General features: G+C 39.6%; 14 protein-coding genes and 1 riboswitch. Of the genes, 13 read left to right on the forward strand and 1 reads right to left on the reverse strand.

Features of this window, described 5'->3' with window-relative positions; all coding sequences use genetic code 11:
- Positions 1-100: 100 nt before the first annotated feature.
- Positions 101-1546, reverse strand: a complete 1446-nt coding sequence (locus IYQ91_RS09225) for a UDP-N-acetylmuramoyl-L-alanyl-D-glutamate--L-lysine ligase (RefSeq protein WP_195673653.1) — start codon at positions 1544-1546, stop codon at positions 101-103.
- Positions 1547-1631: 85 nt separating this feature from the next.
- Between IYQ91_RS09225 and IYQ91_RS09230 the strand changes: the two genes are divergently transcribed.
- The 13 genes from IYQ91_RS09230 to IYQ91_RS09290 form a co-directional block, all read left to right on the forward strand.
- Entirely contained in the window at positions 1632-3260 is a 1629-nt protein-coding gene (locus IYQ91_RS09230; RefSeq protein ID WP_195673654.1) for a putative polysaccharide biosynthesis protein, read from the forward strand.
- A 228-nt stretch (positions 3261-3488) separates the two neighbouring features.
- A complete protein-coding gene (locus tag IYQ91_RS09235; protein WP_195673655.1) occupies positions 3489-4583 on the forward strand; it encodes a cystathionine gamma-synthase in 1095 nt (364 codons plus the stop codon).
- A gap of 1 nt (position 4584) precedes the next feature.
- Positions 4585-5751: a MalY/PatB family protein gene (locus IYQ91_RS09240; protein ID WP_195673656.1), complete on the forward strand. Its 1167-nt coding sequence runs from the start codon at positions 4585-4587 to the stop codon at positions 5749-5751.
- 69 nt (positions 5752-5820) lie between these two features.
- Positions 5821-5973: riboswitch (M-box (ykoK) riboswitch) on the forward strand.
- Positions 5974-6234: 261 nt separating this feature from the next.
- Positions 6235-8889, forward strand: a complete 2655-nt coding sequence (mgtA, locus tag IYQ91_RS09245) for a magnesium-translocating P-type ATPase (protein WP_195673657.1) — start codon at positions 6235-6237, stop codon at positions 8887-8889.
- A gap of 97 nt (positions 8890-8986) precedes the next feature.
- On the forward strand, positions 8987-9616 hold the full coding sequence (upp, locus tag IYQ91_RS09250; RefSeq protein WP_195673658.1) for a uracil phosphoribosyltransferase: 630 nt from the start codon (positions 8987-8989) through the stop codon (positions 9614-9616).
- Positions 9617-9703: 87 nt separating this feature from the next.
- The gene (locus IYQ91_RS09255; protein ID WP_223349572.1) at positions 9704-10318 is read left to right on the forward strand and encodes an ATP-dependent Clp protease proteolytic subunit; all 615 of its coding nucleotides are present in this window, start codon (positions 9704-9706) and stop codon (positions 10316-10318) included.
- Between the two features lie 90 nt (positions 10319-10408).
- Positions 10409-10678: a YlbG family protein gene (locus tag IYQ91_RS09260; protein WP_003033867.1), complete on the forward strand. Its 270-nt coding sequence runs from the start codon at positions 10409-10411 to the stop codon at positions 10676-10678.
- A gap of 82 nt (positions 10679-10760) precedes the next feature.
- Positions 10761-11924 carry an ABC transporter substrate-binding protein gene (locus IYQ91_RS09265; protein ID WP_195673659.1) on the forward strand — a complete coding sequence of 388 codons (1164 nt, stop codon included), beginning with the start codon at positions 10761-10763 and terminating at the stop codon, positions 11922-11924.
- Positions 11925-12314: 390 nt separating this feature from the next.
- The gene (locus tag IYQ91_RS09270; RefSeq protein WP_018543650.1) at positions 12315-13184 is read left to right on the forward strand and encodes a branched-chain amino acid ABC transporter permease; all 870 of its coding nucleotides are present in this window, start codon (positions 12315-12317) and stop codon (positions 13182-13184) included.
- 3 nt (positions 13185-13187) lie between these two features.
- Complete coding sequence (locus IYQ91_RS09275; RefSeq protein WP_195673660.1) at positions 13188-14138, forward strand: branched-chain amino acid ABC transporter permease; 951 nt, start codon at positions 13188-13190, stop codon at positions 14136-14138.
- On the forward strand, positions 14138-14902 hold the full coding sequence (locus tag IYQ91_RS09280) for an ABC transporter ATP-binding protein (protein WP_195673661.1): 765 nt from the start codon (positions 14138-14140) through the stop codon (positions 14900-14902). The genes IYQ91_RS09275 and IYQ91_RS09280 overlap by 1 nt, the downstream gene beginning before the upstream one ends.
- Complete coding sequence (locus tag IYQ91_RS09285; RefSeq protein WP_106387832.1) at positions 14902-15612, forward strand: ABC transporter ATP-binding protein; 711 nt, start codon at positions 14902-14904, stop codon at positions 15610-15612. Before IYQ91_RS09280 ends, IYQ91_RS09285 begins: the two co-directional genes overlap by 1 nt.
- A gap of 78 nt (positions 15613-15690) precedes the next feature.
- On the forward strand, positions 15691-15807 hold a 117-nt coding region (locus IYQ91_RS09290), incomplete at its 3' end, for a fucose isomerase (RefSeq protein WP_195673662.1).

The raw sequence follows: 15807 nt of genomic DNA on the forward strand, positions 1-15807 counted from the left end.
GATTTCTAAAGAATTGTGCATCTCTATTTGTTAGTATAAATTTGTAATTTTTCTTCAATAATTAAAGGTCGAAAACGTTTGTCTCGACCTTTATTAGTTTCTATAAATATTTTTCTGCAATCGCATAATCACCTGGATAGTTAGCTTTTTTACCATTTATAATTTGGTAGCAATCAGCGCCTTTGCCTGCTAGAATGACAGCATCGCCTTTTTTACTAGTTAAGCCAAGGGCTTTTTTAATAGCTTCTTCGCGGTCAGCAATCATATCAACATCAAAGGATATGTAAGAAGCAATTTCTTTGGCAATGGCAATTGGATCCTCGTAATTTGGATCATCTGCGGTTAAAATCACCATTAATTCTGGATGTTGATTGATTAGTAGACCAAAATCTTTGCGGCGACTTTCGCCCTTATTTCCAGTTGCACCGAGCACCAAAACAATCCTACCTTTTTGATGCTCTTGCACAACCGATAGGAGATTGGCGAGACTGACACCATTGTGTGCGTAATCCACAAACACTTTGGCACCATTTTGTTGGGTCAGCACTTCCATACGTCCAGGGACACGCGTAGCAGCAATGCCTTTTTTTATATCAGAAATAGTGGCACCTAAGCGTAGACAGGCAAGGCTAGCAGCAAGTGCATTTTCTTGGTTAAAACGTCCGATTAGCTGAATGTCAAATTTTTCTGTGAGGATTCCGCTTGTTTCAAAAGAAAAGGCTTGCGAATGATGAATTTGATTGTCTGAATGCTGTCCGTAGAAATCATGCTCCATGGAAGCAACTTGCTCAGCCAAAACTTCAAAATGGTCCATTTCGCTATTAACGACAACAGCTCGGCTATTTTCCATGAGGAGTCGCTTATGATAAAAATAATCTTCAAATGTCGGATGTTCAATTGGTCCGATATGATCAGGGCTGATATTAAGGAAAACACCAACGTCAAAGGTCAAACCATAAACCCGCTTTTTCAGATAAGCCTGACTGGAAACTTCCATGATGAGATGAGTCCGTCCATTTTCAACAGCTGTCGCCATCATTTTGAACAAATCCAAGCTTTCCGGTGTTGTCAAAGCAGATTTGAAAAAATGTTCTCCGTCGAGCGTCGTGTTCATAGTAGACAAGAGGGCTGGCTTATGACTTTGCTGGAGGATATGATAGGCGAAATAAGCAGAAGTGGTCTTTCCTTTGGTTCCTGTAAAAGCGAGCAATTTGAGTTTATCTTGTGGATTGCCATAAAATTCCATGGCAAGAAGGCTCATGGCTTGTTTTACGTCATTGACTATGAGAGCAGGAATTCCCACTTCAAAATCCATTTCACTGATATAAAGCCGTAGACCTGCTGTCACTGCGTTTTCCAAGAATTCTTTTTTAAAATTGTCACCCTTGACAAAGAAAAGAGTGGAAGCATCCACTTCACGACTGTCATAGCTGATTTTTTCAAAAACAAGATTACGATAATGATAAAAATATTGTCCCTTGTCGATAATCTCGCGGAAATTGTAATCGTTTTTTAAAATGTTTAATGCGTTTTCAATTGTTATCATATTTCTATTGTAAACTTAATGGCGAAGTTTTACAAGCGGAAAGGAAAAGTTTATAATAAGATGAGACTATTTTTAGAGGTTATGTATGGACCAACAAACAACAAATCAACAAAAGCAAATGCTTCTAGGGACAGCTTGGCTGACAGCTAGTAATTTTATCAGCCGTTTTTTAGGGGCAATTTATATCATTCCTTGGTATATCTGGATGGGAAAGCATGGCGCAGAGGCCAATGGTTTGTTTACCATGGGATACAATATTTATGCTTGGTTTCTTCTGATTTCCACGGCAGGTGTACCTGTCGCAGTCGCCAAGCAAGTTGCTAAATACAATACAATTGAGCAAAAAGATCATAGTTTTACTCTCATTCGTGAATTTTTGAAATTCATGCTCTTGTTGGGAGTCATTTTTGCAGTGATCATGTATCTCTTATCACCGTTCTTTGCGCGTGTATCAGGAGTTGGGAAAGAGCTGATTCCGGTCATGCAAAGTTTGTCGTGGGCTGTGCTAGTATTTCCAGCCATGAGTGTTATTCGTGGATTTTTCCAAGGTTTTAATAATTTAAAACCGTATGCCATGAGCCAGATTGCTGAGCAGGTCATTCGTGTGATTTGGATGTTGCTTGCAACATTCTTCATTATGAAATTGGGCTCTAAAGATTATGTTGCTGCAGTGACCCAATCTACTTTTGCAGCCTTTGTCGGTATGTTTGCCAGTATGGCGGTTTTGGTTTATTTTCTTTGGAAAACCAATCTCTTGACATCTATCTTACACAAACCGGCTAATAGTGCTGAAATCAACAGCCGTGCTTTGCTGGTGGATACGATTCGTGAAGCCATTCCTTTTATCATCACGGGTTCTGCTATTCAGCTTTTCCAAATCATTGACCAGATGACATTTATCAATACGATGAAATGGTTCACCAATTATAGCAATTCTCAGCTGGTGGTTATGTTCAGTTATTTCTCTGCCAATCCAAATAAGATTACCATGATTTTGATTGCAGTAGCAACTTCGATCGGCGGTGTGGGGATTCCTTTGCTGACAGAAAACTATGTCAAAGGTGATTTAAAGGCGGCTGCGCGCTTGGTTCAAGATAATTTGAGTATGTTACTGCTGTTTCTTTTACCAGCAACGATTGGTTCTGTCTTAGTAGCGCGGCCATTGTACACGATTTTCTACGGACAACCAGATAGTTTAGCCTTGGGGCTCTTCATTTTTGCTATGTTACAGACGATTATTCTTGGCGTCTATACTGTCTTATCGCCAATGATTCAAGCGCTGTTCCAAAATCGTAAAGCGATTATCTATTTTGGTTATGGAGTTCTTGTTAAGCTCATTTTGCAAATTCCATTTATTTATCTGTTTAGAGCCTATGGACCGCTTTTGGCAACGACAATTGGACTCATCGTTCCAATCATTCTGATGTACCAACACATTCGTCAAGTAACTGGACTCAATCAAACCATTCTCTTCAAACGGAGTTTGTTGATTGGGATTTTAACAGCAGTTATGGCTCTTTTGATTGCCATTGTGGAAGTCGTACTTGGCTTTGTTTTTCATCCAAGTGGACGCATTTCGAGTATGCTTTATTTGGTTATCATCGGTGGCTTGGGCATCGCTATTTATGGAGCAATGGCTTTGCGAGTCCGTTTGTTAGACCGCTTTATTGGTGAGAAAGCTCAAACCTTACGTCAAAAATTTCATATTCATTAAAAGGCTGCAAGGCTTTTTAATGTTGTAGAAAAATTATAAAAATTAAGCTATAATGAAAATAGCTATTCTTGCAATCAAGTTCTATAATTTTTTGAATAGTCAGTATAGTTTAAAACTATATCTAGATCTTGAAAAGAACAAAATACAGTATTTTCGTAAGATGTTACAATAGAATCACTTAGAATAATAAAGGTTGATTGATTCTATTTCGATCTTATGGAGCTTATTATGGATAAAAAATTACAATTAGATACTCTTTTAGCTCATGCTGGTATTAAAACAGATGAAGCAACAGGTGCATTGACAACTCCTTTGCATTTTTCAACGACCTATCAGCATCCAGAATTTGGAAAATCCACTGGATATGACTATACGCGCACGAAAAACCCAACGCGAAGCAGCTTGGAAAAGACGTTAGCAGCCATTGAGTATGCGGATTATGCATTAGCTACGAGCTCAGGAATGAGCGCCATTGTTTTGGCTTTTAGTGTTTTTCCAGTTGGAAGCAAGGTTCTAGCAGTTCGTGACCTTTATGGCGGTTCTTTTCGCTGGTTTCATCAAGTGGAGCAAGAAGGGCGCTTTCACTTTACATATGCAAATACAGAAGAAGAATTACTTGCGGCTTTAACAGAGGATATAGATGTGGTGTATCTGGAAACCCCGACGAATCCGTTAATGCTTGAGTTTGATATTGCGGCTATTGCAGAAAAAGCTCATGCAAAAGGTGCAAAGGTTATTGTAGATAACACATTTTATACTCCAATCTATCAACGTCCTTTGGAAAATGGAGCGGATCTTGTGCTACATTCAGCAACTAAGTACTTAGGAGGACATAATGATGTTCTGGCTGGTGCTCTTATGACGAGTGACAAAGAGCTTTATAAGAATCTATTCTACAATCTCAATACGACAGGAGCTGTCTTATCTCCATTTGATAGTTATCTCTTGCTTCGAGGTTTGAAAACTTTGTCTCTACGTATGGAACGTTCAACAAAAAACGCACAAGCTGTAGCAGCTTTCTTGAAAGATTCGCCAGCAGTAAAAGAGGTTCTCTATCCGGGAAAAGGCAGCATGATTTCCTTTAAAATCAAAAATGAAGCAGTTATTCCACATTTGCTAAATACGTTAAAAGTCTTTACCTTTGCAGAAAGCTTGGGGGGAGTAGAAAGTTTGATTACCTATCCTGCGACTCAGACACACGCAGATATTCCAGCTGACGTGCGGAAATCCTACGGTTTAACAGATGACTTATTGCGATTGTCCATTGGAATCGAAGACAGCCAAGACTTGATCACAGATTTAAAATTTGCTTTGGAGGTATAATATGAGCAAATACAATTTTCAAACAGCACCGAATCGCTTATCTCACCACACTTATAAGTGGAAAGAGACAGAGACAGACCCTCAATTACTGCCGGCGTGGATTGCAGATATGGACTTTGAGGTCATGCCGGAAGTAAAAAATGCGATTCATGACTATGCAGAGCAGTTGGTTTATGGCTATACTTATGCGAGTGATGAGCTGCTCCAAGCGGTGTTGGATTGGGAAAAGAGCGAACATCGGTATTCGTTTGATAAGGAAGATATCGTTTTTGTAGAAGGTGTTGTGCCAGCTATTTCTCTTGCGATTCAAGCCTTTACCAAAGAGGGAGACGCTGTTTTAATCAATTCTCCTGTTTATCCACCTTTTGCTCGTAGCGTTCGCTTAAACAATCGGAAATTGGTATCTAATTCTCTCAAAGAAGAAAATGGTTTGTTTCAAATTGACTTTGAGCAGTTGGAAAAAGAGATTGTCGAAAATAATGTGAAATTGTATCTTCTTTGCAATCCGCACAATCCCGGAGGACGTGTCTGGGAAAGGGAGGTTTTGGAAAAAATCGGTCATCTTTGTCAAAAACACCAGGTTATTTTGGTATCAGATGAGATTCATCAAGATTTGACCTTGTTTGGTCATGAGCATGTTTCCTTTAATACCATTTCACCTGATTTTAAAGAATTTGCCATCATACTGTCTAGTGCTACCAAGACCTTTAATATTGCAGGGACTAAAAATTCCTATGCTGTTATTGAAAATCCTTCATTACGTGCGCAGTTTAAACACCAGCAACTTGTTAATAACCACCATGAAGTGTCAAGTTTAGGTTATATTGCGACAGAAACGGCCTATCGTTATGGCAAACCTTGGTTAGTGGCACTAAAAGCTGTTTTAGAAGAAAATATTCAATTTGCAGTCGAGTATTTTGCCAAAGAGGCTCCGCGTTTAAAAGTAATGAAACCACAAGGGACCTATCTGATATGGCTTGATTTCAGTGCCTATGGTTTGACAGATGATGAACTTTTTACTTTGTTGCATGACCAAGCCAAAGTCATTCTCAATCGAGGAAGTGACTATGGAAAAGAGGGGGAGTTGCATGCAAGATTAAATATTGCAACACCAAAACCCTTAGTAGAAGAGATTTGCAAGAGAATCGTGCATTGTTTGCCACAATAAGAATGAAAAGAAATTTTCAGAAACAGCCATTTGGGGTTGACAATCATTCTTAAGTGGAGTATAGTTAGTATGAAAAATCGGTAGGTGAGGCTACCATAGGGATACGGATGACTACCGCAAAGTAGTGGAGACACTACGCGTTGGTTAGCAGTTGAGATCGCTAAGGTTTCGACTAATGTCATTTCACCGCCCTATGGAGTTAAAGCTTGAACGGTAACACAAGACATACAGTCCTGCCATGTTTTTTCATGGTAGGATTTTATTGTTTTGAACTGATTTTTTAAAAGGAAAACCGCAAGGGAAAGGAGTGAGGAATATGCCAAATGATGATCACCCGAGTCAACAGAAAACCAGTCGATTGCCATATCTGAGCATTCCTCATGCTCCCTTTGGAATCGACTCTAGCAAATGAACGACATCTGAGCAAAAAGCTGTGTGCAGCTATTTTATTGCTTGGATGCGTCTTAGATAGAGGAGAAATCAGTGAAAACAGCAAAAGAAAGATTAACAGATGCTCTTCGTATGTCTGTAGGGGACACGATGACCTTTTTCAACACTTCCAGAGCAGGACTGACAGAAGAGCAAGTAGAAGAAAACCGTGATCTATACGGTGAAAATGAATTGACCAAAGGGCAAGAAGATTCAATTGTTAAAAAAATTTATGAGTCTATTATCAACCCGTTTACCGTTATTCTTTTACTCATTGCATTGGTATCCTTGGTGACCAATGTTTGGCTGGCAAAGCCTGGGCAAGAAGATCCGACGACATTTATCATCATTGTTGTCCTTGTTTTGTTGTCTGGTAGTATTCGCTTTGTGCAAGAATTGCGGAGCGACAAAGCAGCCAGCAATCTTTCACGTATGATTGTCAATACAGTGACAGTCGTTCGTGAGGGAAAAGAGCAAGAAATTCCAATTACAGAATTAGTGGTAGGAGACATTATTCGCTTGAGTGCAGGAGATATGTTGCCAGCAGATGTGCTAATCTTGGATTCGCGCGACTTCTTCGTGCAACAGTCAGGCTTGACAGGCGAAAGTGATGCTGTTGAAAAAATGGCGCTGGATAAATGTGAGGCAAAAGAGGCAGATAGCTTGCTTGAATCTGAAGCCCTTGCTTTTATGGGAACCAATGTGATTTCTGGTCGTGCCATTGCCCTTGTTCTGGTTGTTGGAGATGATACCAAGATGGGTGCTATTGAGCAAACGCTCAATACTTATGATGAACCAACTTCATTTGAGCGGGAAATGAACAGCATTTCATGGTTGCTCATTCGTCTCATGTTGGTACTTGTACCCATTGTCTTTCTTATCAATGGTCTGACAGACGGAGATTGGCTGGAGGCTGGTGTATTTGCATTAAGTGTTGGTGTCGGTTTAACACCAGAAATGTTGCCTATGGTCATCACTGCGAGCTTGGCTAAGGGTTCCATTCTTATGGCAAAAGAAAAAGTTGTTATCAAGAAACTTAATGCTATTCAAGATTTGGGAGCGATTGATATTCTTTGTACGGATAAAACAGGAACGCTGACACAAGATGAGATCGTTTTGGAATATCCGCTTGATATTCATGGAGAGCTTGATTTAGCTGTTCTTCGCAGAGCATATCTTAATTCGTATTATCAAACAGGGCTAAAAAACCTAATGGATCGTGCTATTATCAATCGGACAGAAAAAGAAGCTGAAAAGCATGAAATCGTTCGGAACTTGGACCAAACTTTTAAGAAAATTGATGAATTGCCTTTTGATTTTGAACGCCGCCGCATGAGTGTGCTGGTTCGAGATGATGAAAATGTCGTTAGCATGGTAACAAAAGGTGCTTTGGAAGAAATGTTAGCCATTTCAAATTATGTCGAAGACAAAGGGGAAATCCTTCCTTTGACAGAGGAAATTCGTCAAGAAATTTTAGCAGAAGTAGCACAGTTAAATGAGCAAGGTCTGCGCGTGCTGGGGGTTAGCTATCGCTCAGACTTAGATGCTGACTATGAATACACAGTAGAAGATGAGTCTGATATGATTTTGACGGGTTATCTTGCTTTCCTTGACCCGCCAAAACCTTCTGCAGCGCCTGCTATCAAGGCTTTAACAGAATATGGTGTTGCCACCAAAATTTTGACAGGGGACAATGAAAAAGTCACAGAAGCAGTCTGTGAAAAAGTTGGCTTAGATGCAGAACATATCCTACTTGGCTCTGTGATTGAAACGATGTCGGATGACGAATTGAGCAAGGTGGTTGAAACCACAACTGTTTTTGCAAAATTATCTCCCGACCAAAAAGCGCGTATCATTTTGCAGCTGAAAGCAAATGGGCATAAGGTTGGCTATATGGGAGACGGCATCAATGATGCACCTTCTATGAAAGTAGCTGATGTAGGGATTTCAGTTGATACAGCTGTCGATATTGCTAAAGAAACAGCTGATGTTATCCTGTTAGATAAGGACTTGTTGGTGCTTGAAAAAGGCTTGGTGGAAGGTCGCAAAGTCTATGCTAATATGACCAAATATATCAAGATGACAGTCAGTTCCAACTTCGGGAATATCTTTTCCTTGTTGATTTCAAGTATTTTCCTACCATTTTTGCCTATGGCACCGATTCATTTGATTGTGTTGAATTTGGTCTATGATATTTCTTGTATCGCTTTGCCATTTGACAATGTCGACCGTGAATTTTTGCAAAAACCTCGCATTTGGAGTGCCAAATCCATTACGCGCTTCATGGCTTGGATTGGTCCGATTAGTTCTATTTTTGACTGTTTGACCTTTTTGATTTTGTTCTTTATCATCGCACCGATGATGACAGGTTCTGTTTACCATCATGGGATGTCTAGCGAGTTCATTACTATTTTCCAAACAGGCTGGTTTATTGAGTCCATGTGGACGCAAACCATGGTTATCTACATGCTACGCTCACCTAAACTGCCATTTATTCAAAGCAGACCGGCTTTGTCTGTAGTTATGACAACGCTAGCAGCCGTGTTCTTTGTAACCTTATTGCCCTACGGTCCTTTTGCAGCACTTTTAAAAGTGGCTCCATTAAACGGTACTTATTTCTTATTCTTAATCCTTGTCATGATTTTATATATGGCAAGTATTACGTTTGTGAAGCATCTTTATATTAAGAAATACCATGAATGGTTGTAAGCAATTGACAATCTTTGAAAAGGCTTGTTTGTCACGAGCCTTTTTTATGTTTTTTTGATATAATAAGAAGAATAAATTGAAAGAAGGAAAACCAATCATGGAAAAATTTCAAGTGATCGCACATCCGCTCATTCAGCATAAATTGTCTATCTTACGTCGTACGGATACCTCTACTAAGGCTTTTCGTGAGTTAGTAAATGAAATTGCTATGCTGATGGGCTATGAAGTTTTACGTGACTTACCATTAGAAGATGTGGAAATTGAAACGCCGATTACAAAGACGGTTCAAAAACAATTGGCTGGTAAAAAATTAGCCATTGTTCCAATCTTACGTGCAGGTATCGGTATGGTGGACGGTCTTTTGAGCCTTGTGCCAGCTGCTAAAGTTGGACATATTGGTATGTATCGCGACGAAGAAACCCTAAGACCAGTTGAGTACCTCGTGAAGTTACCAGAAGACATTAGCCAACGTCAAATCTTTGTGGTAGATCCAATGTTAGCGACAGGTGGTTCAGCTATTTTAGCCATTGATTCATTGAAAAAACGCGGTGCGCACAATATTAAATTTGTCTGCCTTGTTTCAGCGCCAGAAGGTGTGAAAGCTTTACAAGAAGCTCACCCAGACGTAGAAATCTTTACAGCGGCCCTTGATGATCACTTGAATGAAAACGGCTATATCGTTCCAGGATTGGGAGATGCAGGAGATCGTCTTTTCGGTACAAAATAATGAGTTTTATGTTTGACCTTTTTTGACCAAAAGACTATAATAGTCTCATATTTGAAAAATCTCACTAAAAATTGTTAGTCAGATTAAATATCAGATGAAAAGGAGAATACAATGATTCCTGTAGTTATTGAACAAACAAGTCGTGGGGAACGTTCCTACGATATTTACTCACGCTTATTAAAAGATCGCATTATTATGCTGACAGGTCCTGTTGAGGACAATATGGCTAATTCTATTATTGCGCAATTGCTTTTCCTTGATGCACAAGATAATACTAAAGATATTTATCTTTACATCAATACGCCAGGTGGTTCTGTATCGGCTGGTCTAGCGATTGTGGATACCATGAACTTCATCAAGTCAGATGTCCAAACAATTGTCATGGGGATGGCTGCTTCCATGGGAACCATTATTGCTTCAAGTGGTGCTAAAGGCAAGCGCTTCATGTTGCCGAATGCAGAATACCTGATTCATCAGCCAATGGGCGGAACTGGTAGCGGTACGCAACAAACCGATATGGCGATTGCGGCTGAGCATTTGCTGAAAACACGGAATAACTTGGAGAAGATCCTTGCGGATAATTCAGGGAAAACCATCAAGCAAGTACATAAAGACGCAGAACGCGATTATTGGATGAGCGCTCAAGAAACCTTGGATTATGGCTTCATTGATGAAATCATGGCAAATAATAATTTAAACTAATCATTGTTTATTACTGTACGAAAAATGTCCTCTGATGGGCATTTTTTTGATATACTTATAAATGATAAAAATAAATTAGAAAGAAAATTCATGTTTAAAAAAGAAGAACGAACAGGTTTGATTGTGTATTTGTATTACAATCGAGATGTGAAAAAAATAGAAACTATTGGCGATATTGTCTACCATTCTAAAAAGCATCGTTACCTCCAGTTGTATGTTCCGACAGAGCAGGTAGAAGAGACGATGCAAAGGTTATCTAAAGAAAAATATGTCAAACAAGTACGGATCTGTCACATTCAAGAATTGGACACAGACTTTGTTGGAAGCTTGTTTAGAGATAAAGAAAACGTAAACATATAAAAAAATCTCATTTACCACTTGACAATTGTCAGATAATTCGATATATTCTAAACATATCATTTTGGAACGAGGAGATAAGAATATGAAGAAAAAATTTGCTCTATCATTTGTTGCCCTTGCAAGCGTTGCCCTTCTTGCCGCTTGTGGGGAAGTAAAGTCAGGTGGCTCCAGTGCAACTGGTACAAAAGTTGCTGATAAAACTATTAAAATCGGATTCAACTTTGAAGAAACTGGTGCAACAGCAGCTTATGGAACGGCCGAACAAAAAGGTGCCCAACTGGCTGTTGATGAAATCAACAAAGCCGGTGGTATTGATGGCAAGAAACTTGAAGTTGTCGACAAGGATAATAAATCTGAAACAGCAGAATCTGCTTCTGTCACGACTAACTTGGTAACCCAATCAAAAGTAAATGCGGTTGTAGGCCCTGCAACTTCTGGTGCAACAGCAGCGGCAGTTCCTAATGCGACAAAAGCAGGTGTGCCTTTGATTTCACCTAGTGCGACACAAGACGGTTTGACGAAAAATCAAGAATACTTATTCATCGGAACTTTCCAAGACAGTTTCCAAGGGAAAATCATTTCTAAATATGTTACAGAAACGTTAAAAGCGAAAAAAGTTGTACTTTATACAGATAACTCAAGTGACTATGCGAAAGGTGTTGCAAAAGCTTTCCGTAATGCCTACAAAGGTGAGATTGTTGCAGATGAAAAGTTTGTCGCTGGTGATACCGACTTCCAAGCAGCTCTTACCAAAATGAAAGGCAAAGATTTTGATGCCATTATCGTACCTGGATATTATACAGAAGCTGGTAAAATTGTAAACCAAGCGCGTGGTATGGGCATTGATAAGCCAATCGTTGGTGGTGACGGCTTTAATGGCGAAGAATTTGTCCAACAAGCAACACCAGCTAAAGCTTCAAATATCTACTATATCTCAGGCTTCTCTTCAACAGTTGATGTCTCAGATAAAGCAAAGAAATTCCTTGAAGCTTACAAAGCGAAATACAACAATGAAGAACCTTCAACATTTGCAGCGCTAGCATACGACTCTGTTTATCTTGTTGCCAATGCTGCTAAGGGTGCTAAAACATCTGTTGACATCAAAGACAATCTTGCTAAGACAAAGAATTTTGAAGGTGTAACAGGTGATACCAGCTTTGACAAGAATCATAATACTGTTAAAACAGCCTTTATGATGACCATGAACAATGGGAAGGTCACAGCAGCTGAAACGGTTAAGCCATAATCCTTCTCAAGAAATTGCTTAAAATATATTTTATAGTGTATAAAAGAGTAACTATTTATGGTAAGCATCGTAGATAGTTACTTCTCTTTATACGGGCTAAAAGAAAAGAGGCGGGACAAAAGTCCTAGTCTTAAAAATATGTTTCATTAAGGTTTGTAATACCTAGTGATTGATTGTTAGATATGTTTTAAGCCGTTGAAAAGTAATCAACTGTGAAGTGAGACTTAAAAAGTTTAACGGTCTCATTTGTTCAAACTTAGAATAGATGAGTGAGAAAAATCAATTTTTTTGAAATAATGACTTGACTCGCTCTTTTTTCACGATAGATAAGAAAATGTGAAAAATCACATAGTTCTTTCTTCTATACTATAATTAGAAAGTGTGGTGGCCATGCTCCAACAACTTGTTAATGGTCTGATTCTGGGGAGTGTCTATGCTTTGCTCGCTCTCGGCTATACCATGGTTTATGGGATTATCAAGCTTATCAACTTCGCTCATGGAGATATTTACATGATGGGTGCTTTTATGGGGTATTTCTTGATAAATTCTCTTCATCTTAACTTTTTCCTTGCCTTGATTTTGGCAATGATTGGGACGGCAGCTTTAGGTGTGCTGGTCGAGTTTCTGGCGTATCGTCCACTGAGAAATTCGACTCGGATTGCAGCTTTGATTACTGCGATTGGTGTTTCATTTTTCTTGGAATATGTGATGGTCTATTTTGTGGGGGCCAATACTCGTTCGTTCCCACAAGTGATTGAAACGGTTCGTTATAATTTTGGTCCTATTAGTCTCACCAATATCCAATTGATGATTTTGGTTATTTCCTTGATTTTAATGGTATTGCTGCAGGTTATCGTTCAAAAAACCAAAATGGGAAAAGCCATGCGGGCAGTTTCTGTTGATAGTGATGCAGCGCAGCTAATGGGAATCAATGTCAATCGTACAATTAGTTTCACTTTTGCTTTAGGTTCTGCTTTGGCAGGCGCAGCAGGTGTACTCATCGCGCTTTATTACAATTCTTTAGAGCCTTTGATGGGAATGACACCAGGGTTGAAATCATTTGTCGCTGCGGTACTTGGTGGGATTGGTATTATCCCCGGAGCAGCACTGGGGGGCTTTGTCATTGGTCTATTAGAAACCTTTGCGACAGCTTTTGGTATGTCAGATTTCCGTGATGCGATTGTGTATGGCATTTTAATCTTAATCTTGCTTGTTCGTCCTGCAGGTATTCTTGGTAAGAATGTGAAAGAGAAGGTGTAAGCGATGAAAAAGAATGTAAAAGTAAATATTTTATGGTTTGTACTCCTTCTTGCTGGTTACGGTTTGCTGACTCTCCTTGTCAGTGCTGGAGTTTTGAATGATTTTTACTTGCAAATCTTACAGCAAATTGGCATTAACATTATTTTAGCAGTAGGGTTGAATTTGATTGTCGGCTTCTCAGGTCAATTTTCTCTGGGACATGCAGGTTTCATGGCAATTGGTGCTTATGCAGCTGCGATTATTGGCTCAAGATCTGCCACTTATCCTGCTTTTTTTGCGGCTATGGTGTTAGGGGCGTTGATTGCAGGGGCAGTGGCTTTGGTTGTAGGGATTCCTACTCTTCGTCTGAAAGGTGATTACCTCGCAATTGCAACGCTTGGGGTTTCTGAAATCATTCGAATTTTAATCATCAACGGAGGCGATTTGACTAATGGAGCTGCGGGTATTCTTGGTATTCCTGCTTTTACCAATTGGCAAATGGTGTATTTCTTTGTAGTTATCACAACTATTTTAACCATCAATTTCTTGCGCAGCCCGATTGGACGAGCAACCTTGTCAGTTCGTGAAGATGAAATTGCAGCAGAGTCTGTAGGGGTCAATACCACTAAAATCAAAGTAATTGCCTTTGTTTTTGGAGCGATGACAGCTAGTATCGCAGGCTCACTCCAAGCAGGATTTATTGGCTCTGTTGTGCCGAAAGATTATACTTTTATCAATAGCATCAATGTCTTGATTGTCGTGGTATTTGGTGGTCTGGGTTCTATGACAGGAACCATTGTTGCAGCGATTGTCTTGGGAATTTTAAACATGGTACTTCAAAACGTAGCAAGTATTCGGATGATTATCTACTCTCTTGCTTTAATTTTGGTGATGATTTTTCGTCCAGGAGGACTTCTTGGTGCATGGGAATTAAGCCTCTCACGCTTCTTTAAAAAAGATAAGGAGGTCAACTAATGGCGCTTCTTGATGTAAAAAATCTAACAAAAAATTTCGGCGGGCTGACTGCTGTTGGCGATGTGAGCTTGGAGCTGAATGAGGGAGAATTAGTCGGTCTCATTGGTCCAAATGGTGCAGGAAAAACAACTTTATTTAATTTACTGACCGGTGTTTATGAGCCAAGTGAAGGAAGCGTGATCTTGGATGGGCATTTGCTCAATGGCAAGGCTCCTTATAAGATTGCTTCTTTAGGGCTCAGTCGGACATTCCAAAATATTCGATTGTTTAAAGATTTGACAGTCTTAGAGAATGTCTTGATTGCTTTGGGAAATCACCACAAAGCACATGTTTTTGCTAGCTTCTTTCGTTTGCCAGCTTTCTATAAAAATGAAGCAGAATTGCGTGAGAAAGCTCTGGAATTACTAAAAATCTTTGACCTAGACGGTGAAGCAGAAACACTTGCTAAGAATTTAGCTTACGGTCAACAACGTCGTTTGGAAATTGTGCGTGCTCTAGCAACAGAACCAAAAATTCTCTTTCTTGATGAGCCTGCTGCGGGAATGAATCCGCAGGAAACAGCAGAATTGACAGAGTTAATTCGTCGAATAAAAAATGAATTCCAAATCACAATCATGCTGATTGAGCATGACATGAGCCTAGTTATGGAAGTGACGGAACGAATTTATGTATTGGAGTATGGTCGTCTGATTGCGCACGGAACTCCTGACGAGATTAAAAATGATAAGCGTGTTATCGAAGCCTATCTGGGAGGTGAAGCCTAATGTCTATGCTAAAAGTTGAAAATCTTTCTGTCCATTATGGCATGATTCAGGCTGTCCGAGATGTCAGCTTTGAGGTCAATGAGGGCGAAGTTGTTTCCCTTATCGGTGCTAATGGTGCTGGAAAAACCACAATTCTTCGGACAATTTCAGGGTTGGTTCGCCCAAGTTCAGGAAAAATTGAGTTTCTAGGAAATGAAATTCAAAAAGTCCCTGCTCAGAAAATTGTAGCAACAGGGCTTTCTCAGGTACCCGAAGGACGCCATGTTTTCCCAGGCCTGACTGTTTTGGAAAACCTAGAAATGGGTGCTTTTCTAAAAACAAATCGCGATGAAAATCAAGCGAATCTAAAAAAAGTTTTCTCACGCTTTCCGCGTTTAGAAGAACGTAAAAATCAAGATGCTGCAACTCTTTCTGGAGGCGAGCAGCAGATGCTTGCTATGGGACGAGCACTTATGTCTACTCCCAAACTTCTGCTTTTAGATGAGCCTTCAATGGGACTGGCTCCTCTCTTCATTCAAGAAATTTTTGATATTATTCAAGATATTCAAAAGCAAGGCACAACGGTTCTATTGATTGAGCAAAATGCTAACAAAGCCCTCTCAATTGCCGACCGTGGCTATGTTTTAGAAACAGGAAACATCGTCTTGTCTGGCACGGGAAAAGAATTGCTCGCTTCCGATGAAGTCCGCAAAGCTTATCTTGGTGGGTGAAAAAAGGAGAAAGAAGTGGTTTTGAACTGCACCCCAAAAGTTAGACAAGAAAACTCTAACTTTTGGGATGTTATTTTTATGAAATTAAGTTATGAAGACAAGGTTCAAATCTATTACTTGCGAAAAAGCGGCGCAACTCTCAAGTCATTATCAAAACAGTTTAACCTCAATCAGTCAGGGATCGAATATCTGATT

This window comes from Streptococcus sp. HF-2466 (assembly GCF_015594645.1).
Taxonomy (GTDB): domain Bacteria; phylum Bacillota; class Bacilli; order Lactobacillales; family Streptococcaceae; genus Streptococcus; species Streptococcus anginosus.